Below are 25,515 nucleotides of genomic sequence, written 5' to 3'. Positions count from 1 at the left end.
TTGGATGCCCACCCTATGCGGCGAAACGATGACCTTTGAGCCGTAGCGCTTACTGCTGCCCGAATTGGCTTGTTGTCGAGCCAAAATCACCGAGGGTACGGAAGGAGATGTTGAAGCCGAAGGTCCGTTCGTCCTCCTGTACCTTCAACGGATCGCGTTTTTGGCTCATCGTCATCGCGTATGTGAAGCATTCGTCGTCATAGGCGAAACCGACTGCGTCGCGTGTTACGACACCCGATTCAAAATCATACGTTCCCGACCCGAAGGTGCGCCAGTTCTCGTGGAAGCGAACCGAGGCTCCAAGCGTGACTTCCCTGCGGTCGTTGGCGAAGCCATAGAGAGGCTGCGCCTGGATGAAGGCGTACTGGGCCGTCAGCGACAATGCGCTCGTGTTATAGCCGGCCTTGAGTTCGGCGCGTCGCACTTCCGCGGTCTGCTCGTCCAACCGTGCGCTCACCGACGACGACAAACCAAACGGCGTCGCGAAGCCGACGAGGCCGACGAAATCGGAGTCGGTCGTCTCGAGGCCGGAATAGGCACCGACATTGACCAGGTCCGGCGAGTCGAACGAGTTGCGCCCGGCAAGCTGGTAGGATTGGCCGAACAGGGCGTTCGTCGTCCAGCCATTGTTGAAGCTGCCGGAATAGCGCATGCCGACATTGGCGCGCGTGCCACCCTCTATGCGGTCGTAGCCCGAAAACTTGTCGCGTTCGAACAGCGTCGTCGCGTCGAAGACGAAGCTCTGCGCGTCCTCGTTGGGAATGCCGAGCGTGTCGGCATAGGGCTCGTCGGGACGGGCAAAGACCTGCGCCATGGGCTCGAGAATATGCGAGCCGCTGCTGAACGAGAACAGAACCGGCCAACGCAGTTCGAGGCCAGCGGTGGCCATCGCGCGATAATAGGCGGAGCGGACATCGGCCTCTACACCGATGTTCGGGTTAGCTGCCATGGCCTCAATTGCGGCGGCGGAGGCCGACGTCTGGTTGACCGACGTGCCATCCATCTGGAACGCGAGCAGCGGGGTGACCACGAGGCCGCCGTCGGTAACGAAGTTGCGCTTCCATTCGGCTTCCGCCGTCAGTCGGGTCGAATTGCCGTCGATGCCGCGAACGAACGGCGTGGCCAAGCGGGCGTCAAGCTCCGAACGGTAGATCGAGCGCGCATTGACATCGAAATTCAGCTCGCCGCCGAACACAGGTTCGTCGGGCGTGTAGGAGTAGTCCAGCGAGGGCAGGGCCCACGCTTCTTTCGCGTCCCGTGCTGAGCTGGACGTGTCGAGATAATCCTCCTGGATGTCGAATTTCATCGCCCGGAGATCGAAGTAGTTACGGCCGCTCAGACCGGTCAGGTAGATTTCGTTGCGGCGGACATACTGGTTGTAGCCGTCGATCGAATATGTGCGGGCAAAATTCTTGTCGGTCTGCGCAAGAATATCCCAGCCGAACGCCCAGCGCGGATTGATGTCGAAATGGCCATTCGTGCCGACCATGCCGCGGAACTTGTTCGGATCACCGTCGGGGCCTGAGTCGACGGTATACCTGCCGTTGTCCCTCAACGCATCCGGATCATTCTGGCGGATGCCGGCGATCTTCAGGCTGTACTGGCCGTTGTTGAAACGCTGGTTCCATTCGGCCTGGCCGAGGAAACCTTGCTTGGTGTAGCCGGTTCCGGTGATCGTGAGATCGTAGGTCGGCGACAGCGCAAAATAATAGGGGATCGAGAGGCCAAAGCCGAGCTCGGACTTCTGGCTTATGCTTGGGATCAGGAAGCCGCTCTTGCGCTTAACCGTAGGGTCGGCAATCTCGAAGGCGGGCAGGTAAGCAATGGGGAAGCCGAAGAACTCGAATTTCGACTTCTCGAAGCGAACGACCTTGGTCTTGCCGTTCCAGATGATCTTCTGCGCCTTGATGCGCCAGATTGGCGCTTTGTCGGGCTTTTCCTCGCAAGGTGCGCAAGCGGTGTAGACGCCATTGTTGAAGGTCGTCAGCGTGCCTGATTTTCGCTCGCCGCTCTCGGCGGCGAAATAGGTCTTGTCGACGGTCTCGACGCGCAGGGCATTGATGAAACCGTCAGCGAAATCGTCGGTAACGTCGATCTCTTCGGAATACATCTTGGTGCCGTCGCTATTGACGACCTGGACATTGCCGCTGGCGACCAGGCGCGAGCTCTTGCGATCATAGGCGACGCGCTGCGCGACGAGCCGGTTGCCGCCGTAATCGATCTGCACGCCGCCGACGGCGGTCACCGTATTGGCGTCATTGTCGTAGACCAGGGTGTCGGCTTCCATCAGCATCTGCGAGCCGGCTGGAATGTCTGGCTTGAGGCTCTGGACGTCCTGCGCGAAGGCTGGCGCGGCGGGCAGGGCATAGGCGAACAGACAGGCAAGCGCCGTCGCACCATAAAGGCGCGTCAACGTCACCGATTTGCGCGCTGAAATCACCGCGACCCCCACCTAACCATCCTCCCTGTATAGCAGGAAGGTCACCCCAAAAAACATTGCTACTATCACTGGAAGCCACGCTGCAACAAAAGGCGGAACGAATCCTGCGTTCCCAAACGCTTTGACCAGAACCGATACGACATAAAGCAGAAACCCGGCGACGACGCCACCCAGAATCATCGTTGAAGATTGCCCCATCCTTGCAAAACGCATGGAGACTGTGGCCGCGATGAGAGTCATCGCGACAAGAAGTAGCGGCATGGCCATAAGCGAATGGAATTGCATGGCAAAAGCGTTGGCCCTGAGGCCGAAGGACTGAGCCACCTTGATCTTGCCCGGAAGCTCATAAAACGGGATCGTTTCGGGCCTTGCCAGCCGCTCCTGAACGAACTCCGGCTTGAGATTCGTCGGCACCCGGTCGGTCTCCAGCGTTTCGAGGCGAATGCCTTCGCGGAAGCGCTTGACGTTCTGCAATTCCCAGTAGCCGTCGCGCAGGAAAGCGCGCTGGGCGTCCTTGCGCTCGACGATCTCGCCATTCTTGTCGAGTTCGAAGAAAACGGCGTCCGAGAGTTCCAGTCCCTGGTTGAGAATCGCTCGCGCGCCGATGATCGTGTCGCTGTCACCGGTCTTCTGGTGGATCCACGGAGCGGCAAAGGCCGAAACCTCGTTTGAGGCGCCGGAACGCAGATTGGTCTCGATGAATTCGGATCGCGACAGGCCGTAAGCCGCGAAGGGGTTCAGGACGCCGACGGTAAGGATGCCGAACAGAAGCGCGCCGATGCATGCCGGCAGCAGGAACTGCCAGGCCGAAATGCCCGCCGCCCGCGCGATCACCAGTTCATACTTGCGATTGAGCGAAATCAGCGTCGCCATGGCGGCAAAGAGCGCCACGAAAGGCACGGTCTGCATCATGATCATCGGCACGCGGAGTGCCGAAACCGAAAGCGCGGTAAAGAACGTGAAATTGGGCAGGCCGGAAACGCGGCTGGAAAATTCCGTGAAGTCGATGAGGAAGACCAGCGCGTAAATGCCGAGAAAAAACCACATGGTTATCACGGCATAGCGGCTGAAGAAGTAACGTCCCAGCGTCCAGCCCATTATGCGGACCCTCCGGCCAAACGACCTTTAAGGCGGAGCCAGAAGATGGACATGCGGTCACCGGATTGCGATGCAAAGTCTGAAAGACGCTCGGCCCAGGTGATCGGAAGCTCCATCGTTCTGTTGCTTCTGATAAAGCCGATTGCCACGAGCGACGTTATGATCGGTACGGCGTAGACAAGCGGGCTGAACAGCGGATTGGACTGCGACTGCTGGGTCACGAAAAAGCCGAGCCAGCGAACGAAAAGCGCGATCGTCACCGCCGTCATCAGAGGATGGATGCGGCTTTCACGGTGCGAACGCGCGTCGCCTGCAACCGCCAGCGCGATCAGCGCGAAGACGAGTGCGTAGAAGGATTCGGTGAAGCGGCGATGGATCTCGGCGCGGAACTGCTGCGGGCTGTTCTGGTAGATCTTGTCATTGGGATTGGGGTTGAACAGATAGGGCAGCGTGCGGTCCTTGGGATACATCGTCACTTCACTTGCTGCCGCTGAAAAGGCAGAAAGATCAAAGGCATAGGAGGTGAAGCGAATGACGGAGACGTCGCCCGCAGGCGTCTTCCGGTGAACCACGCCGTCGTTCATGACGAGCATGCTCTTGCCGTCCTGCTGAACGACCGCGCCCTTCTTGGCGTAGTAGACCAGATCGACATTCGGCTGGCGCGAATCGGCAACGAAGATGCCGCCGAGCCGCCCGTCGGGAAGCCTCTCGCCCACCTGCACGAACAGGCCGTCATCGACCTTGCGGAACGTACCTTCCTGGATGACCAGGGACAGGAGGTCGGCGCGCGCCGCAGCCACCAGTTCACGGCCGCGCTCGCGGGCATAGGGGTCGATGCCGTTGTCGACGGCGAAGGCGAAGACGCTGGCAAGAGCAGCGAGGATGATGATCGGGCGCGTTATCGTCGAACGCGAACTTCCGGCAGCGCTGATCACCACCAGTTCGGAATCGCTGTTCATCGTGCTCAGGGTCTGCGCCACCGCGATGATGATCGCGAAAGGCACGACGATGGGGATGATCGACGGCAGGATAAGCGTTGCGATCTCGAAGAAGGTGAGGGCCGACTGGCCGCTGTCGGTGACGAGGTCGATACGGGCGAGAACCTGCGTCGTCCATACGATCGCCAATGTCCACAGCAGGGCTGCCATGAACATCTCGAACGTACGTCGCATTATGTATCGTTCAACGACCTTCATTCGCCGCCAAATTCCATTGTTGTGGTCTTCTCATAGCGGCATGTGCCGACGCCGACGCCCGAATATAAGCTATCCGCGGCATCGTGGCTGCACAACCGGTTCGATCTGGTTCCCGTCCCGTCTCGGTTTCCCGGCATGGTGGAGTCTCGTCTGGGAGTGGCTAAGAAACAGCCAAGAAAGCTGGTTAATCGGATGTTAACGGCGAATCGGTGGCGTTCTTTAGCAGGCAAAAAGGCGTTGATCGACGCCATACAGCCTTGTGCAGGCAATGTCGCAAAAAGTTGAACGGCGCCGGTTGCGCCTTGCTAAATGAGACAAAACCGCGAAATGTCGGCCCTTGGTATTCTGGAATATCGCCTATCCGACATCCGCACTCCTTACGAAAGCAGACCCTTTCATGACTTCCATGCCCATAATCAGCTTTGCCAAATTCGCCGCCCCGAAGAAGGGCAGTGCGATCGTACTTGCCGCCGACGGCGGCGCGATGAGCGATGCGGCCAGGGCCTGGGATCCGGGCAAGGCGTTCGATCGGGCCTTTCCGGTAGCCGATTTCTCCGGAAAGTTCGGTGCAACCGTCGAGGTCCTGGCACCTGAGGGCTCGCCGCTCGACCGCGTGGTGGCGGTCGGCACGGGCAAGGCGGCTGACCTTACTGATTATTCATGGTTCAGGCTCGGCGGCACGATTGCCGCGCAGCTGCGCAAGGCGTCCGAGATCGCGGTGGTTGCCGACCTGCCCGAAACCGCTGTTGGCGGGGCGCAAGTGGCGAGCATTGCTGGCGGTATCCTGCTGAGATCCTATGGCTTCGACAAATACAAGACGAAGAAGGACGATGCCGAAGGCAAGCCCGCCGCCAAGCCGGCGAAGATCACCATTCATTGCGCCGATCCGGCAGCCGCAAAGAAGGCATTCGCCGACGCGCAGGCCGTCGTCGACGGCGTGATACTGGCGCGCGACCTCGTCAACGAGCCGGCCAATGTGCTGGGGCCGGTCGAATTTGCGGCTCATGCCAAGGAACTGGAAAAGCTCGGGGTGAAGGTCGAGGTGCTGACCGAGAAGGAAATGAAGAAGCTTGGCATGGGCGCGCTGCTCGGTGTCGCGCAAGGCTCCGTGCGCCCGCCGCGCCTGGTCGTGATGCAGTGGAACGGCGGCAAGGCCAAGGACAAGCCGGTCGCCTTCGTCGGCAAGGGCGTGGTGTTCGATTCGGGCGGCGTGTCGATCAAGCCGGCCGCCGGCATGGAAGACATGAAGGGGGACATGGGCGGCGCCGCCGCTGTCACCGGCCTGATGCACACGCTCGCCGCGCGTAAGGCCAAGGTGAACGCCGTCGGCATCATCGGTTGCGTCGAAAACATGGTCGACGGCAATGCGCAGCGCCCCGGCGACATCGTAACTTCCATGTCGGGCCAGACCATCGAGGTGCTGAACACCGACGCAGAAGGCCGCCTCGTGCTGGCCGATGCGCTCTGGTATTGCAACGACCGTTTCGAGCCGAAATTCATGGTCAATCTGGCGACCTTGACCGGCGCCATCATGGTCGCGCTCGGCCAGAGTCATGCCGGCCTGTTCTCCAACAATGACGAGCTTGCCGAGCGGCTGACCACTGCGGGCCTGACGACACAGGAAAAGCTGTGGCGCATGCCGCTGGGCGCCGAATACGACAAGCTGATCGATTCCAAGAACGCCGACATGAAGAACATCGGCGGCCGCTTCGGCGGTTCGATCACCGCCGCGCAGTTCCTCCAGCGTTTCGTCAAGGACACGCCCTGGGCGCATCTCGACATTGCCGGCACGGCGATGGGCTCGCCCTCCAACGAAATCAACCAGTCCTGGGCCTCCGGCTACGGCGTGCGCCTGCTCGACCAGCTCGTGCGCGACGCTTACGAGGGGTAGGGACGTGATCGCGGCTGCCGCGCCGGGGTCGGCGCGGTGGCCGGCTCTTGTTGGAATTCGCAAATGCGCAGAACGATTTTGTGGCTTGCCTTCGTCGCTTGCATCCCATGCACCCATGCACAGGCAAATCCATCTGCCATAACGCTCGATCAGCTTTTCAGTATCTGCGAGTCTCGATCGGTATCGGAGTCTGCTTCGAGAGGCGATCAACTCGGCTGGCAACGCTTGAGTGAGGCGGAATTTGATGAATGGCGCAGTGCTTTCGTAAACTATAATGGCGGCTCGGTGGAAGTCATAGGCTGGCGCAGAGGGGAACCGGAGCGCAGTGACAGCCTTTCGTTCTGGGTTGCGGAAGGCCCGAACGGGCACAAGGCCTGCTACTATTCCGCATCCGATGCTGCCGGACTTCTGGAGGCGCTTTCGCAACGTATTGGCAAGCCGGACAGCCTCGACAAGAACGAAGTGGTGATCTCGGCACATTGGAAAACCGGATCGTCCGAAGTGTATTATTCGCAGGCGGGGGCGGGAGCGCTCGTAAATATCTCGTCGCCCGATTGAAAGGTCGTGCACAGCTTGGGCGTGCCTGCTCGACCAGCTCGTGCACGACGCTTGCGAGGGGGTAGGGACGAGAGGAGGGCTGCCGCACCGGAGTTACGTACGGTGGCAATAAGCCATTGAAATTTGACCAACTATACGTTGTAAATGCTCATCTCTCACACGTCACGGTCAGGTTCGGGGGCCTGAGTCGAAATCAAAGTCCAAGCCGAAAGCGGGCATGAGGAGGACCATCTGATGAGCGACAGCAAGGCAACCACGGGATCGGCGAGCAATACCGGCAGGAAGGCATATCTGGTCGGCAGCGGCATCGCCTCGTTGGCGGCGGCCGCCTATCTCGTGAAGGAAGGCGGGCTTGCGGGCGAAAGCATTATTATCTTCGAGCAGGAAGAAAATTACGGCGGCAGCCTAGACGCGCGCGGCAATCCGCAGGATGGCTATTCGATGCGCGGCGGCCGCATGTTCGAAGAGAAGTTCAACTGCACCTACGACCTGCTGTCGTTCATTCCGGCCATCAGCGATCCCAAGAAATCCGCCAAGGACGAGCTGATGGAGTTCCATCAGGAGTTCTTCTGGAACGACAAGGCCAGGCTCGTTTCGGGCGGCGAAATCGTCGACGTTGCGGATCTGGGCTTCAGGGAGCGCGACCGGCTTGATCTCGTGGAGCTTTGCGCCACGCCCGAAGCGGTGCTCGGGACACGGACGATCGAGGAGTGGTTCAAGCCGGAATTCTTCGAAAGCAATTTCTGGTTCATCTGGTGCACCACCTTCGCCTTCGAACCATGGCACAGCGCGGTGGAGTTCAAGCGCTATTGCCTGCGCTTCACCCATCTGTTCTCGACCATCGACACGATGGCCGGCATCTACCGCACCCAGTTCAACCAGTATGACGCGATGGTGCGGCCCATCGTCGGCTGGCTGAAGGAGCACGGCGTCGTCTTTCGGGCAGGGGCCGAGGTCACCGATATCGACGTTGCGATCGACGGCAAGGAAAAGGTCGCTACCCGAATCCGCTATCTCGCCGACGGCAAGGAAGGTGACATCGATCTGTCACCGGACGATCTCGTCTTCGTCACCAATGGCAGCATGACCGCCGACACGACCTACGGTTCCTCGACCACCGTCCCGGCTTTGCAGACGGAAAAGCACGGCGGCGCCTGGAAACTGTGGCAGCGCCTCGCGGCGAAATCGCCGGACTTCGGACATCCGGCGGCTTTCTGCACGGATATTGCGAAGACCAAGTGGGAATCGATCACCGTCACGGCTCACGATTCGGCTTTCTTCGACCTGCTCGAGGCGTTTTCAGGTAGCGAGGCCGGCAAGGGCGGGCTCGTCACCATCAAGGATTCAAACTGGTTGCTGACCGTGGTGCTCAACCACCAGCCGCACTATTTCGAGCAGCCAAAGGGCACCTGGGTCTGGTGGGGCTATGGCCTGTTTCCCGACAAGGTCGGCAATTTCGTCCAGAAGAAAATGTCCGAGTGCACAGGACGCGAGATTCTCGAGGAAATCCTGCTTCACCTCCGCTTCGCGGAGAAGATGGAGCATATCCGCGACACTTCGATCGTCATTCCGGCGATGATGCCATACATCACCAGCCAGTTCATGCCACGCACCGGCACCGATAGGCCACAAGTGATCCCGGCCGGTTCGAAGAATCTGGCCTTCATCGGCCAGTATGCGGAAATCCCCGACGACGTGGTGTTCACCGTCGAATATTCGGTGCGTTCGGCGCAGACCGCCGTCTTCGGCCTGCTCGGTCTGGAGCGAAAGGTCTCACCTTTCTACAAGGGCCAGCATGATCCGCGCATCCTGTTCGACGCGCTCAAGATGCTCCATCGCGCGTAACGTTCCGCTTCGGCAGCTATCGGTCGTCGGAATGGACGCTTTTTGGGCTGGAAATAGGCGCTTGGCCGCCTATTTCGAAAGAGGGCGGATGCGAACAAGGCCGAAATCCTGGCTTCAAAGCGAGAGGAACACCGCAAATGGCAATCGCAAAGAACACGATTTGCGTCTGGTACGACAAGGACGCCGAGGCTGCCGCCCGTTTCTATGCCGAAACCTTTCCGGACAGCGCGGTGAATGCCGTGCATCGCGCACCCGGTAACTATCCATCCGGCAAGGAGGGCGATGTGTTGACGGTCGATTTCACGGTTGCAGGCATTCCTTGTATCGGCCTCAACGGAGGCCCCGTGTTCAAGCATAACGAAGCCTTCTCGTTCCAGATCGCCACCGACGATCAGGAGGAGACCGACCGCTACTGGAATGCCATTGTCGGCAATGGCGGCCAGGAGAGCGAGTGCGGCTGGTGCAAGGACAAGTGGGGAATTTCCTGGCAGATCACGCCACGCGTGCTGACTGACGCGATGGCGGCTGGCGGCGCCGAAGCAAAGCGCGCGTTTGATGCGATGATGACCATGAAGAAAATCGACGTGGCGAAGATTGAAGCGGCGCGGCGCGGCTGAAGCTCCGTGGCGTCTTGCGACATTCCCATCCGCACTGCGATCGCGTAGTTTCACCGCATGGCTGAAGTTCTCTTTTACCACCTGACCGAATCGACGCTGGAAGACGCGCTGCCCGGCCTGCTCGAAAAGAGCGTGCAGCGCGGCTGGCGGGCGGTCGTGCAGACCGGCACTGAGGAAAGGCGTGATGCGCTCGACGCGCATCTGTGGACGTTCCGCGACGATGCCTTTCTCGCCCACGCCACCGACCGCGAGGCTTTCCCGGAAGAGCAGCCGGTTCTGCTGACGACCGAACTCGACAACCGCAACGATTCAAAAATCCGCTTTCTGGTCGATGGCGCGTCACCGCCGGACATCACGCCTTACGAGCGTGCCGTGTTCATGTTCGACGGCCATGACGCAGCCCAGCTCGAGACCGCACGCGAGCATTGGAAGACGATGAAGGCTGCCGGCCACGCCGTCACCTACTGGCAGCAGACGCCCGACCGGCGCTGGGAGCGCAAGGCTTGAGCGTGCAGGCATCGGAAGCAAAGGACGATTTTCCGGGGATCATCGTCATTACCGGCGGCATGGGCGCGGGCAAGTCGACGGTTGCGCAGGCGCTGGCCGAAAGATTGCCCAAAAGCGTACATCTGCGCGGCGACCTTTTTCGCAGGCTGATCATCAAGGGGCGCGTCGAAATGAGCCCCGACCCGGTGCCGGAAGCGGTGAAACAGCTGCGGCTGCGCTACGACCTCGCCTGGGACGTCGCTGCAAAATACGCGGAGGCCGGTTTTACTGTCGTCTATCAGGACGTGATTCTGGGCGAATTCCTCGGCTGGACGGTGGAGCGGCTTCAGGCCTATCGCCCGGCAGTGATCGTGCTTGATCCGTCGGCCGAGACGCTGACCGCTCGCGACAAGGGGCGTACGAAGAACATCTATGGCGATCCCGTCCACGGATCGTGGACAGCCGAAATGATGCGGCAGGTGCTGCATGAGCAGACGCCGCGCGTCGGCCGGTGGATCGACACCTCCGCGCAGAGCGTGGACGAGACGGTGGATGCGATTCTAGCGGGATTTAAGGGAGCGGGCGCGGAACGAAGCGCCGGCTGATCGTTGAAGGCGTCCGGTTACCGCCGATCCGCATGGACAGCCGGCCCCGCCGCGTGGCAGAGAATGCCCGATTAGAGCATCGGACCGAAAAGTGGGTACCGGTTTTCGGAATTCCGATGCTCATTCAAAATGCTAGATCGTTCTTTGTGCGTTCGAATGGGCGCACGGCGATCTAGGGAGTTTTCGATGCGCTTCTTTTTTCTGCTTGTCCTGCTGGCCGGTGCGGCTCTTGGCGTCGTCTATCCCTGGGCGGTCAAGAATTTTTCCGGCCATGAGATCGGCACCTGGCGCGTCTATGAGCGCGCCTCCGGCTTCAAGACGGTCGACGTGACGCTTGCCGCGACCGATGCGCCGGTGCGCGTGCTGGTCGACATGACGGCAGTGGGCGGGGCGAGAACGGCGGGCAGGCAGGCGGTGCTGACCCTGACTGCGGCCACCGGCGGGCGCACCGTGCTGACGGATGTCCTCAACTTCGCCGACGGCGCCGTGCGGGAAAACGCGCCGCAGACCAGCCAGAAGATCTATCGCGACGATGGCGGCCTTCTCGATGACATTGCGGCTGGAACCTACACATTCACCGTCGGGCAGGGCGATGCCGAAGGCATCGACATCCAGACGGTCGATCTTATCCTGCGCAGCGATGCGGGCGCAACGGACGAGCGGGCGCAGCCGCTAGGTCTTTCGCTGCTGGCGATCGGCTTTATCGGGCTGGTCATTGCCTTGCGCCGCGGTGGAGGCGGTCGCCCCGGCAACCCGAATTCGCAGCCGCCAGCACCACGCTGGGGCAGGGGCGGCGAGAACCGCTGACGTGAACTATCGCCACGCCTACCACGCAGGAAACTTTGCCGATGTCGTCAAGCACGCCGTGCTGGCGCGGCTGGTCGAATATCTGAAGCAGAAGGACAAGGCGTTCCGGGTGATCGACACCCATGCCGGCATCGGCCTCTACGACCTTTCGTCCGAGGAAGCGCAGAAGACCGGCGAATGGCACGGCGGCATAGGCCGTCTGCTCGATGCGAAGATCGAGCCGAAGGCGGCAAAGCTGCTGGCGCCTTATCTCGATGCGGTGCGCTCCGCCGATCCCGATGGCGAATTTTTGGCCTATCCGGGCTCGCCGCTGATCGTGCGGCGGCTGCTGCGCAAGCAGGACCGGCTGTCGGCGATAGAGCTGCACCCGGCGGATTTCCAGCTATTGAAGGCGTTGTTCGCGGACGATTTCCAGGTGCGGGTGAACGAGCTCGACGGCTGGCTGGCGCTCGGCGCGCATCTGCCGCCAAAGGAAAAGCGCGGGCTGGTGCTGGTCGATCCGCCTTTCGAGCAGGAAGGCGAGTTCGAGCGGCTGGTCGATGGCCTGCAGCGTGCGCACAAGCGCTGGCCGGGCGGCATCTATGCTTTGTGGTATCCCATCAAGGACCGGCAGGCCGTGGCGGATTTCCGCGAGGCGCTGGCCGGTTGCGGCATCCCCAAGATACTCGACATCCGCTTTGAACTGAGAAAGCCATCGCGCGAGCCCCGGCTCGACGGCACCGGAATGATCGTGGTCAACCCGCCCTACACGCTGGAGGCGGAATTGCAGGCGATGCTGACGGCTTTGCATGCCCTGCTGGCGGAGGAGAAGGGCGCGCAGTGGTCGGTGGACTGGCTGGCGGGGGAAGACGAACGCCGGGGCGAGATATGACGCCTCAGCGCGCAAACCCGCTTCATCTCCTCGCCGCATTCGGCTCGGGCGGCCTCCTGACGCTGATGATCCACTTCAACGGCGAACTGGCGCGCTACGGCAACGCCTTGTTCGCTTCGTGGACCGCGCATGGTACAGGAACGGTCGCGGCCCTGATCTTTCTTGCGGTTCTTCGCCGCCGCGCGCCTGCCGGCGATGTCGCGAAAGCCCGCACCCCATTCTGGGCCTATCTTGGCGGCCTGTCCGGTGCGGCGACCGTCATGTTGGCGTCGGCTGCGGTCAATTCGCCGCTTGCGCTTTCCGGCACGCTTGCGCTCGGCCTCGTCGGCCAGATGATCTTCAGCCTTGCCGCTGACCGCTGGGGCCTGTTCGGCCTGCCGATGCGTCGTCCCGGTGCTCGCGATTTCGCCGCCCTCGGGCTGGTTCTGGCGGGCAGCGCCATCATAATCCTGTTCGGCAAAGGTGCCGCATGACGCTGTGGATCGTGCTGGCCAGCGTGGCGGGTGTGCTGGTGGGCGTCAGCCGGCAGATCAACGGGCGGCTCAGCCTCTCGACATCTCCGCTGCAAGCCTCGTTCTGGAACCATGCCGTTGGTTTCGGCGCGCTGACCGCGCTTGGCCTCGTTATCGGCGGATTGATCCCCGCCGGCGCTAGCGATGTACCGTGGCATGTCTATATCGGCGGGCCCATCGGGGTGGTTTTCGTTGCCGCCGGCAGCTGGCTCATCGCCCGCATCGGCGCCGTCAACACCGCGCTTCTGGTGATCGGCGGCCAGATGGTTTCGGGCGTCGCGCTGGACCTGTTGAGCGCCGCATCGCCGGCCATCTGGGCAAGCGCCCTTGGCGTGGCGCTGATCCTCGCGGGCATGGCGCTCACCCAGCGGCGGCGGTGATCGGCTTGCGGCGACCAGTGCGGGCACACGGCTTCTGAAGCGCCCGCACGGTCGATTGCTCTCTATGCTGCCCGACGCTTTACGCCGGGGTTCACGTTCTGGTTCATGCGGAAAAGGTTGAGCGGATCGTAGCGCTGCTTCGTCGCGACAAGCCGTTGATAGTTGCTTCCGTAAGCCGCTTCGATGCGGTCCACTTCGTCTTCAGGCATGAAGTTTATGTAGGCCGTTCCTGCGGCATGAGGTTTGATCGCCTCGAAGAGATTGCGCGCCCAGCCAATGCATGACTGGTCCATTTCCGGTTCGCGCCAGCGGGCGTGAACATTCATGACAAAATGCGAGCTTCTCTGCGGAAACGCGGTCGCTTCGACCCCGATCCGCCCGGCGGCGCCGCCGACATGGCCGAGAAATATCTCGCATTCCGGCCCAGGAAGCTCACGAACCGCTTTGAGCAGGATTTCGACCGTCGCATCCGAGAGCTTGGTGAGGTCATGGCTCTTCCAGTAATTGCGCGCGCCGGGAGTAAGCAGCGGATCGAATGCCTGCTGCCAGCCCGCGAATGGATTGGGACCGACGACGTCGGCGATCGGATTTCCAATCCCGCGCAGACGCGCTGTCGCCTTTTCTCCTTCCTGGATATCGCCGCAATAGCACATGGCAAGAACGAGCACTTCCTTGCCGTGCCACTCGACAGGCAGGAATGGAAGTGCCGGCGCCTGCCGCATGACCGCCCAGCAGGTGAGTTCATCCGGCGCTGTTTCGAGGGCTTCTCGATATCCTTTGAGAACTGCCTCGGCATCCGTGAACGGATGAACGACGAGCCCTGACAAGACCTGCGGCCCGAGGTCATGAAGCTGGAACTCGAAGGCCGTGACAACTCCGAAGTTTCCGCCGCCGCCGCGCAATGCCCAGAACAGGTCAGGGTTTTCCGTAAGACTTGCCCGCACCAGCTCGCCATCAGCGGTGACAACATCTGCCGAGACGAGATTGTCTATCGTCAAGCCGAATTTGCGCGTGGTCCAGCCGAAGCCGCCGCCAAGCGTAAGGCCAGCTATGCCGGTTGTAGAGTTTATGCCTGTTGGCACCACGAGGCCGAATGCCTGCGTTTCCTTGTCGACATCGGCAAGTGTCGCTCCCGGCTCGACCCAGGCTCGCTTCGCCGCTGCATCGACGCGCACCGACTTCATAGGGGACAGATCGATCATCATGCCGCCGTCGCAGACCGCGCTGCCGGCAATATTGTGCCCGCCGCCACGCACGGCAACGAGTAGCCTGTTGTCCCGCGCAAAGCGCACCGCGCTGATGACATCGGAAGCCCCGGCACATCGCACGATGAGGCCCGGCTTGCGGTCAATCATCGCATTCCAGATCGTTCGAGCTTCGTCATAAGATGCGTCTTTCTCAACAAGCAGGCTGCCGCGCAGTTGCGCCCTGAGCGCTTCAACGGTCTCGGCGCTGACCGTCGTCTTTCCTGATTCAAGGCCGGTGAGGCTTATGTCGTCCATGATATTTCTCCCGATTTGAGGTTGGACTTCCCTCCGCGAATAGAGGAGCCTGCGCTTGTGTATGAGGGTCAACAAGTTCAGAAACTGAACCTGCATATTCTTGGCTGTAATGGAAATGTACTTAAATCGGATGAGTAAAAATTGATCAACAACCATGGATTGAAATATGTTTATTGTTTTTCGGTAAGGTCATTCAAAAAGACGTACTTCAATGTGCTGGCATTCGGCCTGAGACCGCCCGTCGGCATGCGTGGGAGCAACGGAACGGCGGGCTGCATCCGTCGTGAAAAATCAAACCGAAACGCCGCCCGAAATTCCTCCCGCTTGACCGTTTCGCGGCCATTGCGCACAATCAACGCTCAAGCTTCGCCTTCGGCGATGATTCATGAGGTTTTTTGCTATGTCCCGTATTGCTCATTTCGTGATGGCCGCAGCCGTCGCCGCCGGTTCGCTGCTAACGGGGCCAAATCTTTCCTATGCCGCCGACGTGGTCGCGCGACAGGAAGAGGGCACCAGCCTCTGCTCTGACCAGCGCTATCTCAACAAGATCATTCATCGCTTCGGCTATCAGGTTAAGCACGTACCGAACCTGCCGGATGTGGCGATCACCGATTTCCAGAACATCTATCCGAAGCGTTACGAGCCGGTTGACGAGCGCCATCCGATCGCGCGGCTCTATTGCGGCGCGACCGCCAGCCTTTCCGATGGGCGCCAGCATGAAGTCTTTTATCTGATCGAGGGCCGCATGGGCTTTGCCGGCATCGGCGACAATGTCGAGTTCTGCGTGCCGGGCTTCGACCGCTGGATGGTCTATAACGGCCGCTGCCGCGTGCTGCGTTAATTCCGGGCAAACACATGTCTTGGGCGAGGGAGTGTCGCTGGCGTTTTGGTGCGGCGGTGCTCGGCCTTGCCGCGCTTGTTGCCGTTGCCGGCTGCAAGCCTTCCGGCGACAGCCAGCAGGCGGCGAACGCCCCGGCCTCAACGGCGACACCTACGACTTCCCAGCCAGCAGTCGCGCTGGGCAAGGGTTTCGATTTTTATGTTTTGTCGCTGTCATGGTCGCCGAGCTACTGCGAGGCGGAGGGCGGCGAGGCCAATCGCCAGCAATGCGCGATGGGCAGGCCCTACGCCTTCGTCGTCCACGGTCTTTGGCCGCAATATGAGCGCGGCTATCCGCAGGATTGCCGCACGAACCAACGCGATGTTCCCAACGACACGCTGCGCACCCTCTACGACATCATGCCGGCGTCGGGCCTCATCCGCCACGAATGGCGCAAGCACGGTTCTTGTGCCGGTCTATCTCAGGACAACTACTTCAAGGTTTTGCGGCAGGCGCGCGAGCGGGTGAAGATACCGGCCGAGTTCAACCGGCTCGATGGCTATCGCACGCTCGACCCGGACGATGCCGAGCGCGCCTTCCTGCAGGCCAACCAGAGCCTGCCGGCAGACGGCATCGCGGTGACCTGCGACCGGCGCTATCTGCGCGAGGTGCGCATCTGCATGAACAAGGACCTGTCTTTCCGCTCCTGCGACGAGGTCGATCGGGACTCGTGCCGCCGCGACAAGGTGGTGATGCCGCCGGTGCGTGGCGGATAGTTTTTTCGCGGCTGGTTGTTGCTTCGCCGGCTCGTCAAAACTACGGTCTCGCGCATTATCCAGGAGACACCGCCTTCATGCCGAAAATTCTTTATGCCCCTGCTTCGCCCTACAGTGCAAAGGTCAGGATGGCCGCAGCCTATGCCGGGATTGCGCTGGAAGGCGTGCTGACCGACACCAACGCCGAGCCCGCCGAACTGATCGCTGCAAACCCGCTTGGCAAGATACCTGCGCTGCTCACCGACGACGGCGAAGCCGTGTTCGACAGCCGGGCGATCACCCAGTATCTGAACCGCGTGTCGGGCAATGCGCTTTTCCCGCGCAATCCGGCCAAGCGCCTGGAGGCCGAACGGCTGGAAGCGTTGGCCGACGGCATGTGCGACTGCCTGCTTGCCCATGTCTATGAACGCCGCTTCCGGCCGGAGGAAAAGGTGCATGCGCCATGGCTCGACAAGCAGTGGTCGAAAGTCGTCCGCTCGCTCGATCTCCTGAACGCCAATCCGCCGAAGCTGCCCAAGAAGATCACCGCCGGGCAGATCGCGCTGCGGGCAACACTCGGCTATCTGGATCTTCGCTTTGGCGGAAAATGGGAGCGCGGCCATGCCAGGCTCAAGCGCTGGGCAGCACGCTTCGACGAGAAGTTTCCGGAATTGAAGCCGTATCTGTCGTCCTGAGTCAGGATGCAAAAAAGCCGGGCCTCTTTCGAGGCCCGGCTTTTGTCTAACTGCCTGTTGCGGCGAATTAGAACTTCATACCGACACCGAACTGGATACGATGATCCGTGGCATCGACATCGCGGGTACCGCTACCCGTGGTGAATTCCTTGCTGCCGTAGTCGGTGTAACGATATTCGACGCGGGCAAACACGTTGTCGGTGACCTTCATGTCGGCGCCGACGCCAGCGGTCCAGCCGAGCATCGTGTTCTTGTCGGAAATGCCGCCTTCGGTGAGCTTGACGCTCTGGGCTGCACCACCAGCGGTGATGTAAGGCAGGATATCCGGGGTGACGGCATAACCGAGACGGGCGCGAAGCGAGCCGCCGAGGCCGCCCTTCACTTCCGTACCGGCGTTGTCGCCCTTGAGACCGCCATAACCGATGTCGCCTTCGACGCCGGCCACCACGTTGTCGATCTGGTAGTTGTAACCGGCAAAGCCGCCACCGATGAAGCCATCAGTGTTGACGGTGTTGCCCGGCTCCTTGACACGGCCCGAGAAGCCGTAGCCCAGCGTCACACCGGCATAGGGGCCGGACCACGTGTTGAGCGGGGGCTGCTCCATCGGAGCTGCAGGTGCCGGCGGCTCTTCCTGAACGACGTCGGCTGCATTGGCAACGCCAGCGAAGGCCAACAGGCCGAACACAGCTGCCAAAGGCCGCGCGAATTTCAATTTGGCTTCCATTTTCTTACTCCTTAGCCACAGCACACAATGTTCTTCTGTGGGAGGCGCCCAGGCCGTCTGGGGGGAATAACGGCTCGGGTACCTGACAGTTCCCAATGTCGTGCCGAAATGCGGCTGCACCACACCCGAAATTGGGTCTTTGCCCGGCGCCAATAAGGCGGAAGAATGACGTTGCATCGCTGCAACAACATTGTCAGGAGAGTTCGGGTCGGAAGGCAAAAAGTGCCTTGGTTCAAGGGGTTGCGGACCCTATATTGAATCAGTTTCCGAACGTTCTCACTAAATTAGGCGGTTTGCATGAGGGCTTCGCCACAATGCCGCCAAAGGAACGAACGCGAATTAACCTGTGAGACGCCAAAATCGGCCAAACAGCCATTTGCGGTCGAAAAATTAGGGGTGGACAATGCGGAAATCGGGCAGGACGGCGCTGGTGACGGGTGGCGCCAGACGCATCGGCAGGGCCATCGTCGAGGACCTTGCAGCCCACGGATTCGCCGTCGCCATCCATTGCAACCGCTCGCGCAGAGAGGCCGAGGAATTGGCTGCAACAGTGGCCGCCAATGGCGGCGAGGCTGCGATCGTGACTGCCGATCTGACCGACATGCGCGCCGTCGACGGGCTGATTTCGCAGGCAGGCAAGGCGGTCGGCCCGATCTCGCTGCTGGTCAACAATGCCTCGCTCTTCGTCGACGATGATGTGACCGATTTCGAGTGGGCGACCTGGGATCGGCATTTCGCCGTTCATGTGAAGACGCCGGTTCTTCTGGCGCGCCGTTTCGCCGAAGCCCTGCCGGCCGGCAGCGAGGGCCTGGTCGTCAACATGATAGACCAGCGTGTCTGGAAGCCGACGCCGCGCTATTTCTCCTACGCGCTGTCGAAATCGGCGCTCTGGACGGCGACGCAGACCATGGCGCAGGCGCTGGCTCCCAGAATTCGCGTCAACGCGATCGGGCCGGGGCCGACGCTGGCCAACCCGAAACAGCAACCCGAGGATTTCGCCGCGCAGGTCGACGGGGTGATCCTGAAGCGGGGGCCTGATCTTTTGGAATTCGGCGCAACGATCCGCTATTTATGGGAGGCGCGCTCGGTCACCGGGCAGATGATCGCGCTCGATGGCGGCCAGCACCTTGCGTGGCAGACGCCGGATGTGACAGGCATGGTGGAATGAGTCCCAACGATCCGAACCTCAAATCGCTCCATCGGCCGCAGGCCGGCAGGGCCAGCGACGATGTCGCCGGCTACATGCCGGGCCATGAGGTCGAGGAAGATGAGGGGACGGAGGCCGAGGTGTTGCCGGCGGTGGCTGACGCCTCCTTCACCGCCATAGACTGGACCCCCCACGCTGGTGATGCCGACGGCATGGTCGGCGCTGAGGTGATCCAGACGCTGGTCAAGCGCCTGCCCAATGCGCCGGGTGTCTACCGCATGATGAATGCGGCGGGCGATGTGCTCTATGTCGGCAAGGCGCGCAGCCTGAAGAAGCGCGTGACCAACTACGCACAAGGGCGTTTCCACACCAATCGCATCGGCCGCATGGTGCGCGAGACGTCGACGATGGAGTTCGTCGTCACCCGCACCGAGATCGAAGCGCTACTGCTCGAAGCCAATCTTATCAAGCGCTTGCGGCCGCGATTCAACGTGCTTCTGCGCGATGACAAGTCATTTCCCTATATCATGCTGACCGGCGATCATCCGTCGCCGGGGATTTTCAAGCATCGCGGCGCGCGCTCGCGCAAGGGCGACTATTTCGGGCCGTTCGCCTCGGCGGGCGCGGTCGATCGCACCATCAATTCGCTGCAGCGCGCCTTCCTGCTGCGAAGCTGCACGGATTCGGTCTTCGAAAGCCGCACGCGGCCCTGCCTGCTCTATCAGATCAAGCGGTGCTCCGGCCCGTGCACGGGTGAGGTTTCGGCCGACGACTATGCCGAGCTGGTCTTCGAGGCCAAGGACTTCCTGTCGGGCCGCAGCCAGAAGGTGAAGACCGACATCTCCTCGGCCATGCAGAATGCCGCCGAGGAGCTCGATTTCGAGCGCGCCGCCATCTATCGCGACAGGCTGGCCGCGCTCTCGCACGTCCAGAGCCATCAGGGCATCAACCCGCAATCGGTCGAGGAAGCGGACGTTTTCGCCATCCATCAGGAAGGCGGGCAGGTCTGCATCCAGGTGTTCTTCTTCCGCACCGGGCAGAATTGGGGCAACCGCGCCTATTTCCCCAAGGCCGATCCGGCGCTCGAGGCGAAGGAAGTGCTCGGGTCTTTCCTGGCGCAGTTCTACGACGACAAGCCGTGCCCGAGGCTGCTTCTGCTTTCCAGTGAAGTGCCGGAACAGGAATTGCTGGGTGCGGCCCTTTCCACGCGCGCCGGTTACAAGGTGACGATCACTGCGCCGCAGCGCGGCGAGAAGAAGGATCTGGTCGACAACGCGGTCCAGAACGCCCGCGAGGCGCTGGGCCGGCGGCTGGCGGAAACCTCGACGCAGGCGCGGCTGCTGGCCGGCATGGTCGAGACGTTCGGGCTGGAAAAACCGCCGGTACGCATCGAGGTCTACGACAACTCGCACATCATGGGCACGAATGCCGTCGGCGCGATGATCGTCGCTGGACCGGAAGGCTTCGTGAAGAACCAGTACCGCAAGTTCAACATCCGCTCGACCGACATCACCCCGGGCGACGACTTCGGCATGATGCGCGAGGTGATGGAGCGGCGTTTTTCGCGGCTCATCAAGGAGCACGCCGCGCCGGAGGCGGGTGACGCGCGATCCGGCGAGGACGACGAAGCGGTTGGCTCGTCCTTTCCGGCCTGGCCCGACGTCATCCTGATCGACGGCGGTCAGGGACAGATGTCGGTTGTGCGCAAGATGCTGGCCGATCTCGGCATCGAGGACAAGGTGGCGGCGATCGGCGTCGCCAAGGGGCAGGACCGCGATGCAGGCCGCGAACGTTTTTTCGTCAAGGGCCGCGAATCTTTCTCGCTGCCGGTGCGTGACCCCGTGCTCTATTTCGTGCAAAGGCTGCGCGACGAGGCACACCGCTTTGCCATCGGCTCCCATCGCGCGCGGCGCAAGAAGGAAATGGTAAAGAACCCGCTGGACGAGATCAGCGGCATCGGGCCGGGACGCAAGCGCGCGCTGCTCTTGCATTTCGGCACGGCCAAGGCGGTGAGCCGCGCAGCGATGGAGGATTTGATGGTGGTTGATGGAATTTCGGAGTCGATTGCCAAGATCGTCTACAACCATTTTCACGAGAATTAATCATTTGCGGGCTAAATGTATCCTTGGGCCATCGATTTCCCGCAATTGACCCCCCACATCCGCATCTGATTTGAGTACGAAAGCTGAAAGAAATAACGGATTAGAGATGGCCAGGCGCGCATTCAACCTTCCAAACATGCTTACCTACGCGCGCATCCTTGCCGTGCCGCTGGTTGTCCTATGCTTTTTTCTCGAAGGAAGATTGCAGTCGAGCGACTTCGCGCGCTGGGCGGCGCTGATCATCTTCATCCTCGCCAGCGTCACCGATTATCTCGACGGCTACCTTGCCCGCGCATGGCAGCAGACTTCGAATATCGGCCGCATGCTCGATCCTATCGCCGACAAGCTTCTGGTCGCGACCTGCCTGCTGCTGCTTGCCGCCGATACCGATCAGCGCGGCGGCATTGCCGGCTGGTCGCTGTGGGCGGCGATCATCATCCTGTGCCGCGAAATACTGGTTTCGGGCCTGCGCGAATATCTGGCGGCGCTGAAGGTCAGTGTGCCGGTGACCCAGCTTGCCAAATGGAAGACGGCCATCCAGATGGTCGCCATCGCCTTCCTGCTTCTGGGGCCGACCGGAGACAAGATCGTGCCCTACTGGACGCAGATCGGCCTGACGCTGCTCTGGATTGCAGCCCTTGTTACGCTTTATACCGGTTATGACTATTTCCGGGCCGGCGTGAAGCATATCATCGACGAATGACACAGCATCCGACCAAACTCGTCTATTTCGCCTGGGTGCGCGAGCGCATCGGCCTGGCCGAAGAGGATGTGGCGCTTCCCGCAGAGGTGGAGACGGTGTCCGATCTTCTGCAATGGCTGAAGGGCCGCGGCGAGGAATATGAAAACGCGCTGCAATATCCCGACGTGATCCGCGTCGCCATCAACCACGAGCATGTCGAGCATCGGGAAAAGCTGGCTGGCGCGCGCGAAATCGCGCTGTTTCCGCCGATGACCGGAGGCTGAACGGCGATGCCGGCGAGCTTCAAACCCGATATCCGCATTCAGCGGGAGGATTTCGACGTCAACGCCGAGATCGCCCGGCTCTCGAAGGGGCGAGCCGACATCGGTGCGGTCGTGACGTTCTCCGGACTCTGCCGCGACGAGGCCGGCGCGCTTTCCGCCCTTGAACTCGAGCACTATCCCGGCATGGCCGAGGCCGAGATTACGCGCATCGCCACTGAGGCGATCGAGCGATGGCCGCTGCTCGGCCTGACCGCGATCCACCGCTTCGGCAAGATCGCTCCGGGCGAAAATATTGTCCTCGTCGCTGCCGCATCGGCACATCGACAGGCGGCATTTGAAGCGGCGAATTTCCTGATGGACTATCTGAAGTCGCGCGCGCCCTTCTGGAAGAAGGAGCATCGGGTCGATGGCTCGACCGGCGGCTGGGTCGACGCCAAGGAGACCGACGACCAGGCCGCCGCGCGCTGGAAAAGCCGGCAAACATAAGTATTGCGGCCTGAAATTTTCCGTCATCCTGTCACGGAACAACCGTATTCCTTCGCTCTAAAGGCAATGGTCGATAGAGGAGGTTTGATCATGCTGGACAGGCTCGCCGAATTTTTCGTTTTCGGTTTTGCTCCCCTGGTGATCGGCACTCTCATGATGCCGCTGCAATCATTTGCGCAGGAAAAGTCCGTCACCGGCGAGATTCTTTATCGCGAACGGATTGCCCTGCCGCCGAACGCGGTCGTCAAGGTTTGGCTGTCGGATGTGTCGCTGGCCGATGCTCCCGCAAAAATCGTCGGCGAGCAGACATTCAAGGAACCCGGCCAGGTGCCGATCAAGTTCGAGATCCGCTTCGATCCGGCGGTGATCCAGCCAAAACACACCTATTCCCTTCAGGCCCGTATCACGGTCGACGATACGATCTGGTTCATCAATGACGTGCGCTATCGCCTCGATCCGCTGAAGGCGGAGCCGCAATCCATGGTGCTGAGGATGGTCAAGCGCTCGATGGAAACCGAACCACCACCGATCTTCCGCACGACCTGGCTGGCCGAGGACATCGAGGGCGGCGGCGTGATCGACGATGCGCAGTCGACGCTGAAGTTCGATCCCGGCGGCAAGATCAGCGGGCGCGGCGCCTGCAACAGCTATTTCGGCAAGGCGACAATCGAAGGCAGCACGATCAAGCTCGGCGATATAGGCTCGACCTTCATGGCCTGCGCCCCGGCGATCATGGATCAGGAGAAGAAGCTTTTTGCGGCACTGAGCAAGGCATCCTCCTATCGCATCGACGCAGACGGCAAGCTGTTTCTGGTCGACGCGGAAGGGCGCGATGTGATCCGGTTTGCAAGTGCTGAGTGAACTCCTAGCGGGCGATAAACTCGTGCCCTTGTCAGCTTAACTCCTGCGTATTAACTTGTAATACAGTTTAATACGTAGGAGAAAAAGATGGCCACGCCACTTTCCGATCCGATTGCCGTCAGGTTGCCCGCCGATGTTCTTGAGGGAATTGACGAGGTGGCGGCGATTCTTGATCGCAAGCGAAGCTGGATCATTGTTCGCGCGCTGAAGAATTATCTCGCCGGCGAAGGCCAGTATCTTCGCGATCTCGCCGCAGCGCGGAAGGAAGCAGGGACGGGGAATGTCGTCGAGGGCGACCAACTGCTCAATGAACTCACGGATGGTCTGCCGCTCTACGGCACGATCGGCAGATGACGAAATTCACACCGACCGCAGCCGCATTCATTCGCAAGGAACGCAGTTATCTGATCGGAAACAGCCGAGCAGCGGCTCGACGTTTCGTTGAGGACATAGGCAGCGTGGTTCGCATGCTTAACGAATATCCGCAGGCCGGAGCGGAACTCGATTTACTGAAAGGCACGCCTTTGCAAGGTGTGCGGCGTTGGGTCAAAGGCAACTACACATTCGACTATGAACTCGACGCTGAAGGTGAGGCGGTCGTGATCCTTGTTCGGCATCACGCGCAGGATGATCCTTTTTTGACTTACGAGCCGGACGATAACGAGGATTGCGACCCGTAGAACAAACAAAAAAGCCGGGGCAAAACCCCGGCTTTTTCATTGCAATCAGGCAGTTATGCCCGAAAACTGAATCAGAAACTCAGCCGACGATCTCGGTGTCGGAGAACCAGTACCTGATTTCCTGGGCGGCGGTTTCCGGGGCGTCGGAGCCGTGGACGGAGTTTTCGCCGATCGACAGGGCGTGAACCTTGCGGATGGTGCCTTCATCGGCGTTGGCCGGGTTGGTGGCGCCCATCACTTCGCGGTTCTTGGCGATGGCGTTCTCGCCTTCCAGAACCTGCACGACGGTCGGAGCCGACGACATGAATTCGACCAGTTCGCCGAAGAAGGGGCGATCCTTGTGGACGGCGTAGAAGCCTTCCGCGTCGCGGCGGCTCATCCAGACGCGGCGCGATGCGACGACGCGCAGGCCGGCGTCTTCCAGCATCTTGGTGATGGCGCCGGTGAGGTTGCGGCGGGTCGCGTCGGGCTTGATCATCGAAAACGTGCGTTCGATCGCCATGGTATATCCTTTTGAGAATGGGGAAGGGCAGATGTGGCGGTCCCTATACAAGCCGTCCGCCGCATTGCCAAGGCCCCTGAGGCGTTTGCTAACTCTACCCTGCCGACCATCTGACGCAATTTTCTGCGCTTCCGGTGCTCATGGACTTGAATGTCCACTCCGCTCGTCGCCTGTGGCGACCCCGAAAACCACGCCATATGACCCGGCAGGACGAGTTATCAAACGCCTCAGGCCTAGCCCCGCTTCAGGCCGCGGCATCCACCGTGCGGCCTATGCCGTCGTGGAGGTCGAGGCAGCGCTCGAACCAGGCGCCTACCGGATCGTCGGCAGCAAGATACTGGAATGGCGACGTGACACGGACCCACTGCAAGGCGCCGAAGACGATGTAGTCGGGATAGAGCGGCGCATCGCCGCCGATGAAAGGCTGGTAAGTGAGCATGTTGCGCAATGGCTCAAGCGATGCGCGAAAGGCGGCGAGGCCGCTCTCGCGAACGGATGCGACATCCTCGAGCGACTTTCCGAAACGGGCTTCCCGGCTTTCGCGGAAATAGGCCTTGTTGGCTTCGTTCTGGCGTCCGTAGATATCCATCAGTGCGGCTGCACCCAGATAGGGATGAAGCGTCATCTGCGACCAGCGCTCGATGAAGCGGGCCATCGCCTCGCCGCCTTCGCCGCCGAAGAGGGTCGGACGTTCCGGATAGGCCTGATCGAGATAGAGCGCGATCTGGAAGGAGTCCGCCACGACGGCATTGCCGTCGCGGATCACCGGAATGGTCTTCGAAACGCCGCCCTCGACTGCCGGAACCTCGAGGAATGTGGTCGGCACGGTCTCGAAGTCGAGGCCCTTGTGCGCCAGCGACATCGCCGTCTTCCAGCAATGCGGGCTGTAGGGGCGCGTTTGATCGTGTCCGACAAGGTCGTAAAGCAGAATGGTCATTGGCGTGTCTCTTGCCGCGCGTTAGGAGTGGC

The 25,515-nt window shown here is 61.1% G+C and carries 28 protein-coding genes; 21 read left to right on the top strand and 7 right to left on the bottom strand.

Annotation, left to right across the window (positions count from 1 at the left end; translation table 11 throughout):
* Positions 1–49: 49 nt before the first annotated feature.
* Genes BM413_RS08285 through lptF form a run of 3 tightly spaced genes read right to left on the bottom strand, consistent with a single transcriptional unit; the run spans position 50 to position 4,734 of the window.
* On the bottom strand, positions 50–2,452 hold the full coding sequence (locus BM413_RS08285; RefSeq protein WP_091912194.1) for an LPS-assembly protein LptD: 2,403 nt from the start codon (positions 2,450–2,452) through the stop codon (positions 50–52).
* Entirely contained in the window at positions 2,453–3,541 is a 1,089-nt protein-coding gene (gene lptG / locus BM413_RS08280; protein ID WP_175544281.1) for an LPS export ABC transporter permease LptG, read from the bottom strand.
* On the bottom strand, positions 3,538–4,734 hold the full coding sequence (lptF, locus tag BM413_RS08275; protein ID WP_091912190.1) for an LPS export ABC transporter permease LptF: 1,197 nt from the start codon (positions 4,732–4,734) through the stop codon (positions 3,538–3,540). Before lptF ends, lptG begins: the two co-directional genes overlap by 4 nt.
* Positions 4,735–5,131: 397 nt before the next feature.
* On the opposite strand from lptF, the gene BM413_RS08270 reads away from it, so the two are divergent.
* The 10 genes from BM413_RS08270 to BM413_RS08225 all read left to right on the top strand — a co-directional run bounded on the left by BM413_RS08270 (position 5,132) and on the right by BM413_RS08225 (position 13,306).
* Entirely contained in the window at positions 5,132–6,625 is a 1,494-nt protein-coding gene (locus BM413_RS08270) for a leucyl aminopeptidase (protein ID WP_091912295.1), read from the top strand.
* 63 nt (positions 6,626–6,688) lie between these two features.
* Positions 6,689–7,183 (top strand): hypothetical protein, encoded by a 495-nt coding sequence (locus tag BM413_RS08265; protein WP_139238566.1) that lies wholly within the window; start codon positions 6,689–6,691, stop codon positions 7,181–7,183.
* A gap of 234 nt (positions 7,184–7,417) precedes the next feature.
* Positions 7,418–9,028 carry an oleate hydratase gene (locus BM413_RS08260; RefSeq protein WP_091912186.1) on the top strand — a complete coding sequence of 537 codons (1,611 nt, stop codon included), beginning with the start codon at positions 7,418–7,420 and terminating at the stop codon, positions 9,026–9,028.
* A 143-nt stretch (positions 9,029–9,171) separates the two neighbouring features.
* The gene (locus BM413_RS08255; RefSeq protein WP_091912293.1) at positions 9,172–9,645 is read left to right on the top strand and encodes a VOC family protein; all 474 of its coding nucleotides are present in this window, start codon (positions 9,172–9,174) and stop codon (positions 9,643–9,645) included.
* A 57-nt stretch (positions 9,646–9,702) separates the two neighbouring features.
* A complete protein-coding gene (locus BM413_RS08250; RefSeq protein WP_091912184.1) occupies positions 9,703–10,152 on the top strand; it encodes a DNA polymerase III subunit chi in 450 nt (149 codons plus the stop codon).
* A gap of 2 nt (positions 10,153–10,154) precedes the next feature.
* The gene (locus tag BM413_RS08245; RefSeq protein WP_244537805.1) at positions 10,155–10,736 is read left to right on the top strand and encodes a P-loop nucleotide/nucleoside kinase family protein; all 582 of its coding nucleotides are present in this window, start codon (positions 10,155–10,157) and stop codon (positions 10,734–10,736) included.
* A 186-nt stretch (positions 10,737–10,922) separates the two neighbouring features.
* The gene (locus BM413_RS08240; protein WP_091912183.1) at positions 10,923–11,543 is read left to right on the top strand and encodes a hypothetical protein; all 621 of its coding nucleotides are present in this window, start codon (positions 10,923–10,925) and stop codon (positions 11,541–11,543) included.
* Position 11,544: 1 nt separating this feature from the next.
* The gene (locus BM413_RS08235) at positions 11,545–12,414 is read left to right on the top strand and encodes a 23S rRNA (adenine(2030)-N(6))-methyltransferase RlmJ (protein WP_091912182.1); all 870 of its coding nucleotides are present in this window, start codon (positions 11,545–11,547) and stop codon (positions 12,412–12,414) included.
* A complete protein-coding gene (locus tag BM413_RS08230; RefSeq protein WP_091912180.1) occupies positions 12,411–12,887 on the top strand; it encodes a DMT family transporter in 477 nt (158 codons plus the stop codon). The genes BM413_RS08235 and BM413_RS08230 overlap by 4 nt, the downstream gene beginning before the upstream one ends.
* On the top strand, positions 12,884–13,306 hold the full coding sequence (locus tag BM413_RS08225) for a DMT family transporter (RefSeq protein ID WP_091912179.1): 423 nt from the start codon (positions 12,884–12,886) through the stop codon (positions 13,304–13,306). The genes BM413_RS08230 and BM413_RS08225 overlap by 4 nt, the downstream gene beginning before the upstream one ends.
* Before the next feature lie 62 nt (positions 13,307–13,368).
* Here BM413_RS08225 and BM413_RS08220 read toward each other — a convergent pair whose 3' ends face one another.
* Positions 13,369–14,808, bottom strand: a complete 1,440-nt coding sequence (locus BM413_RS08220; RefSeq protein WP_091912177.1) for an FAD-binding oxidoreductase — start codon at positions 14,806–14,808, stop codon at positions 13,369–13,371.
* A gap of 400 nt (positions 14,809–15,208) precedes the next feature.
* Here BM413_RS08220 and BM413_RS08215 point away from each other — a divergent pair, with 400 nt between their 5' ends.
* From BM413_RS08215 to BM413_RS08205, 3 genes are all read left to right on the top strand, one after another.
* On the top strand, positions 15,209–15,649 hold the full coding sequence (locus BM413_RS08215) for a hypothetical protein (protein WP_091912175.1): 441 nt from the start codon (positions 15,209–15,211) through the stop codon (positions 15,647–15,649).
* Between the two features lie 14 nt (positions 15,650–15,663).
* Complete coding sequence (locus tag BM413_RS08210) at positions 15,664–16,404, top strand: ribonuclease T2 family protein (protein WP_091912174.1); 741 nt, start codon at positions 15,664–15,666, stop codon at positions 16,402–16,404.
* Positions 16,405–16,481: 77 nt separating this feature from the next.
* Positions 16,482–17,078, top strand: coding sequence for a glutathione S-transferase (locus BM413_RS08205; protein WP_091912172.1), 597 nt, complete (start codon positions 16,482–16,484; stop codon positions 17,076–17,078).
* A gap of 67 nt (positions 17,079–17,145) precedes the next feature.
* On the opposite strand, the gene BM413_RS08200 is transcribed toward BM413_RS08205, so the two are convergent.
* The gene (locus BM413_RS08200) at positions 17,146–17,802 is read right to left on the bottom strand and encodes an outer membrane protein (protein WP_091912170.1); all 657 of its coding nucleotides are present in this window, start codon (positions 17,800–17,802) and stop codon (positions 17,146–17,148) included.
* Positions 17,803–18,205: 403 nt separating this feature from the next.
* Between BM413_RS08200 and BM413_RS08195 the strand changes: the two genes are divergently transcribed.
* The 8 genes from BM413_RS08195 to BM413_RS08160 all read left to right on the top strand — a co-directional run bounded on the left by BM413_RS08195 (position 18,206) and on the right by BM413_RS08160 (position 24,044).
* Positions 18,206–18,970: an SDR family oxidoreductase gene (locus tag BM413_RS08195; protein ID WP_091912168.1), complete on the top strand. Its 765-nt coding sequence runs from the start codon at positions 18,206–18,208 to the stop codon at positions 18,968–18,970.
* Entirely contained in the window at positions 18,967–21,051 is a 2,085-nt protein-coding gene (uvrC, locus tag BM413_RS08190) for an excinuclease ABC subunit UvrC (protein WP_175544278.1), read from the top strand. Before BM413_RS08195 ends, uvrC begins: the two co-directional genes overlap by 4 nt.
* Positions 21,052–21,157: 106 nt before the next feature.
* On the top strand, positions 21,158–21,754 hold the full coding sequence (gene pgsA, locus BM413_RS08185) for a CDP-diacylglycerol--glycerol-3-phosphate 3-phosphatidyltransferase (RefSeq protein ID WP_091912167.1): 597 nt from the start codon (positions 21,158–21,160) through the stop codon (positions 21,752–21,754).
* Positions 21,751–22,017, top strand: coding sequence for a molybdopterin converting factor subunit 1 (gene moaD, locus BM413_RS08180; RefSeq protein WP_091912165.1), 267 nt, complete (start codon positions 21,751–21,753; stop codon positions 22,015–22,017). Before pgsA ends, moaD begins: the two co-directional genes overlap by 4 nt.
* A gap of 6 nt (positions 22,018–22,023) precedes the next feature.
* Positions 22,024–22,503 (top strand): molybdenum cofactor biosynthesis protein MoaE, encoded by a 480-nt coding sequence (locus tag BM413_RS08175; RefSeq protein WP_091912164.1) that lies wholly within the window; start codon positions 22,024–22,026, stop codon positions 22,501–22,503.
* A gap of 90 nt (positions 22,504–22,593) precedes the next feature.
* Positions 22,594–23,364: a YbaY family lipoprotein gene (locus BM413_RS08170; RefSeq protein WP_091912162.1), complete on the top strand. Its 771-nt coding sequence runs from the start codon at positions 22,594–22,596 to the stop codon at positions 23,362–23,364.
* An 87-nt stretch (positions 23,365–23,451) separates the two neighbouring features.
* Positions 23,452–23,718: a CopG family ribbon-helix-helix protein gene (locus BM413_RS08165; protein ID WP_091912160.1), complete on the top strand. Its 267-nt coding sequence runs from the start codon at positions 23,452–23,454 to the stop codon at positions 23,716–23,718.
* Entirely contained in the window at positions 23,715–24,044 is a 330-nt protein-coding gene (locus tag BM413_RS08160) for a type II toxin-antitoxin system RelE/ParE family toxin (protein WP_091912158.1), read from the top strand. Before BM413_RS08165 ends, BM413_RS08160 begins: the two co-directional genes overlap by 4 nt.
* Before the next feature lie 79 nt (positions 24,045–24,123).
* Here the strand turns inward: BM413_RS08160 and ndk are convergent, their stop codons facing one another.
* Positions 24,124–24,546: a nucleoside-diphosphate kinase gene (gene ndk / locus BM413_RS08155; protein WP_091912154.1), complete on the bottom strand. Its 423-nt coding sequence runs from the start codon at positions 24,544–24,546 to the stop codon at positions 24,124–24,126.
* A gap of 244 nt (positions 24,547–24,790) precedes the next feature.
* Entirely contained in the window at positions 24,791–25,483 is a 693-nt protein-coding gene (locus BM413_RS08150) for a glutathione S-transferase family protein (protein WP_091912152.1), read from the bottom strand.
* Positions 25,484–25,515: the final 32 nt, after the last annotated feature.

The sequence above is a fragment of the Mesorhizobium sp. YR577 genome (assembly GCF_900116595.1).
In the GTDB taxonomy this organism is placed as follows: domain Bacteria; phylum Pseudomonadota; class Alphaproteobacteria; order Rhizobiales; family Rhizobiaceae; genus Mesorhizobium_M.
This window is presented reverse-complemented; position numbering and strand designations above follow the sequence as displayed.

Bases quoted from the DNA above. Each gene is read 5' to 3' on its own strand.
- lptF (WP_091912190.1), bottom strand. From the start codon at position 4,734: ATGAAGGTCGTTGAACGATACATAATGCGACGTACGTTCGAGATGTTC.
- BM413_RS08270 (WP_091912295.1), top strand. From the start codon at position 5,132: ATGACTTCCATGCCCATAATCAGCTTTGCCAAATTCGCCGCCCCGAAG.
- BM413_RS08265 (WP_139238566.1), top strand. From the start codon at position 6,689: ATGCGCAGAACGATTTTGTGGCTTGCCTTCGTCGCTTGCATCCCATGC.
- BM413_RS08260 (WP_091912186.1), top strand. From the start codon at position 7,418: ATGAGCGACAGCAAGGCAACCACGGGATCGGCGAGCAATACCGGCAGG.
- BM413_RS08250 (WP_091912184.1), top strand. From the start codon at position 9,703: ATGGCTGAAGTTCTCTTTTACCACCTGACCGAATCGACGCTGGAAGAC.
- BM413_RS08240 (WP_091912183.1), top strand. From the start codon at position 10,923: ATGCGCTTCTTTTTTCTGCTTGTCCTGCTGGCCGGTGCGGCTCTTGGC.
- BM413_RS08230 (WP_091912180.1), top strand. From the start codon at position 12,411: ATGACGCCTCAGCGCGCAAACCCGCTTCATCTCCTCGCCGCATTCGGC.
- BM413_RS08225 (WP_091912179.1), top strand. From the start codon at position 12,884: ATGACGCTGTGGATCGTGCTGGCCAGCGTGGCGGGTGTGCTGGTGGGC.
- BM413_RS08220 (WP_091912177.1), bottom strand. From the start codon at position 14,808: ATGGACGACATAAGCCTCACCGGCCTTGAATCAGGAAAGACGACGGTC.
- BM413_RS08215 (WP_091912175.1), top strand. From the start codon at position 15,209: ATGTCCCGTATTGCTCATTTCGTGATGGCCGCAGCCGTCGCCGCCGGT.
- BM413_RS08210 (WP_091912174.1), top strand. From the start codon at position 15,664: ATGTCTTGGGCGAGGGAGTGTCGCTGGCGTTTTGGTGCGGCGGTGCTC.
- BM413_RS08205 (WP_091912172.1), top strand. From the start codon at position 16,482: ATGCCGAAAATTCTTTATGCCCCTGCTTCGCCCTACAGTGCAAAGGTC.
- BM413_RS08200 (WP_091912170.1), bottom strand. From the start codon at position 17,802: ATGGAAGCCAAATTGAAATTCGCGCGGCCTTTGGCAGCTGTGTTCGGC.
- BM413_RS08195 (WP_091912168.1), top strand. From the start codon at position 18,206: ATGCGGAAATCGGGCAGGACGGCGCTGGTGACGGGTGGCGCCAGACGC.
- uvrC (WP_175544278.1), top strand. From the start codon at position 18,967: ATGAGTCCCAACGATCCGAACCTCAAATCGCTCCATCGGCCGCAGGCC.
- pgsA (WP_091912167.1), top strand. From the start codon at position 21,158: ATGGCCAGGCGCGCATTCAACCTTCCAAACATGCTTACCTACGCGCGC.
- moaD (WP_091912165.1), top strand. From the start codon at position 21,751: ATGACACAGCATCCGACCAAACTCGTCTATTTCGCCTGGGTGCGCGAG.
- BM413_RS08175 (WP_091912164.1), top strand. From the start codon at position 22,024: ATGCCGGCGAGCTTCAAACCCGATATCCGCATTCAGCGGGAGGATTTC.
- BM413_RS08170 (WP_091912162.1), top strand. From the start codon at position 22,594: ATGCTGGACAGGCTCGCCGAATTTTTCGTTTTCGGTTTTGCTCCCCTG.
- BM413_RS08165 (WP_091912160.1), top strand. From the start codon at position 23,452: ATGGCCACGCCACTTTCCGATCCGATTGCCGTCAGGTTGCCCGCCGAT.
- BM413_RS08160 (WP_091912158.1), top strand. From the start codon at position 23,715: ATGACGAAATTCACACCGACCGCAGCCGCATTCATTCGCAAGGAACGC.
- ndk (WP_091912154.1), bottom strand. From the start codon at position 24,546: ATGGCGATCGAACGCACGTTTTCGATGATCAAGCCCGACGCGACCCGC.
- BM413_RS08150 (WP_091912152.1), bottom strand. From the start codon at position 25,483: ATGACCATTCTGCTTTACGACCTTGTCGGACACGATCAAACGCGCCCC.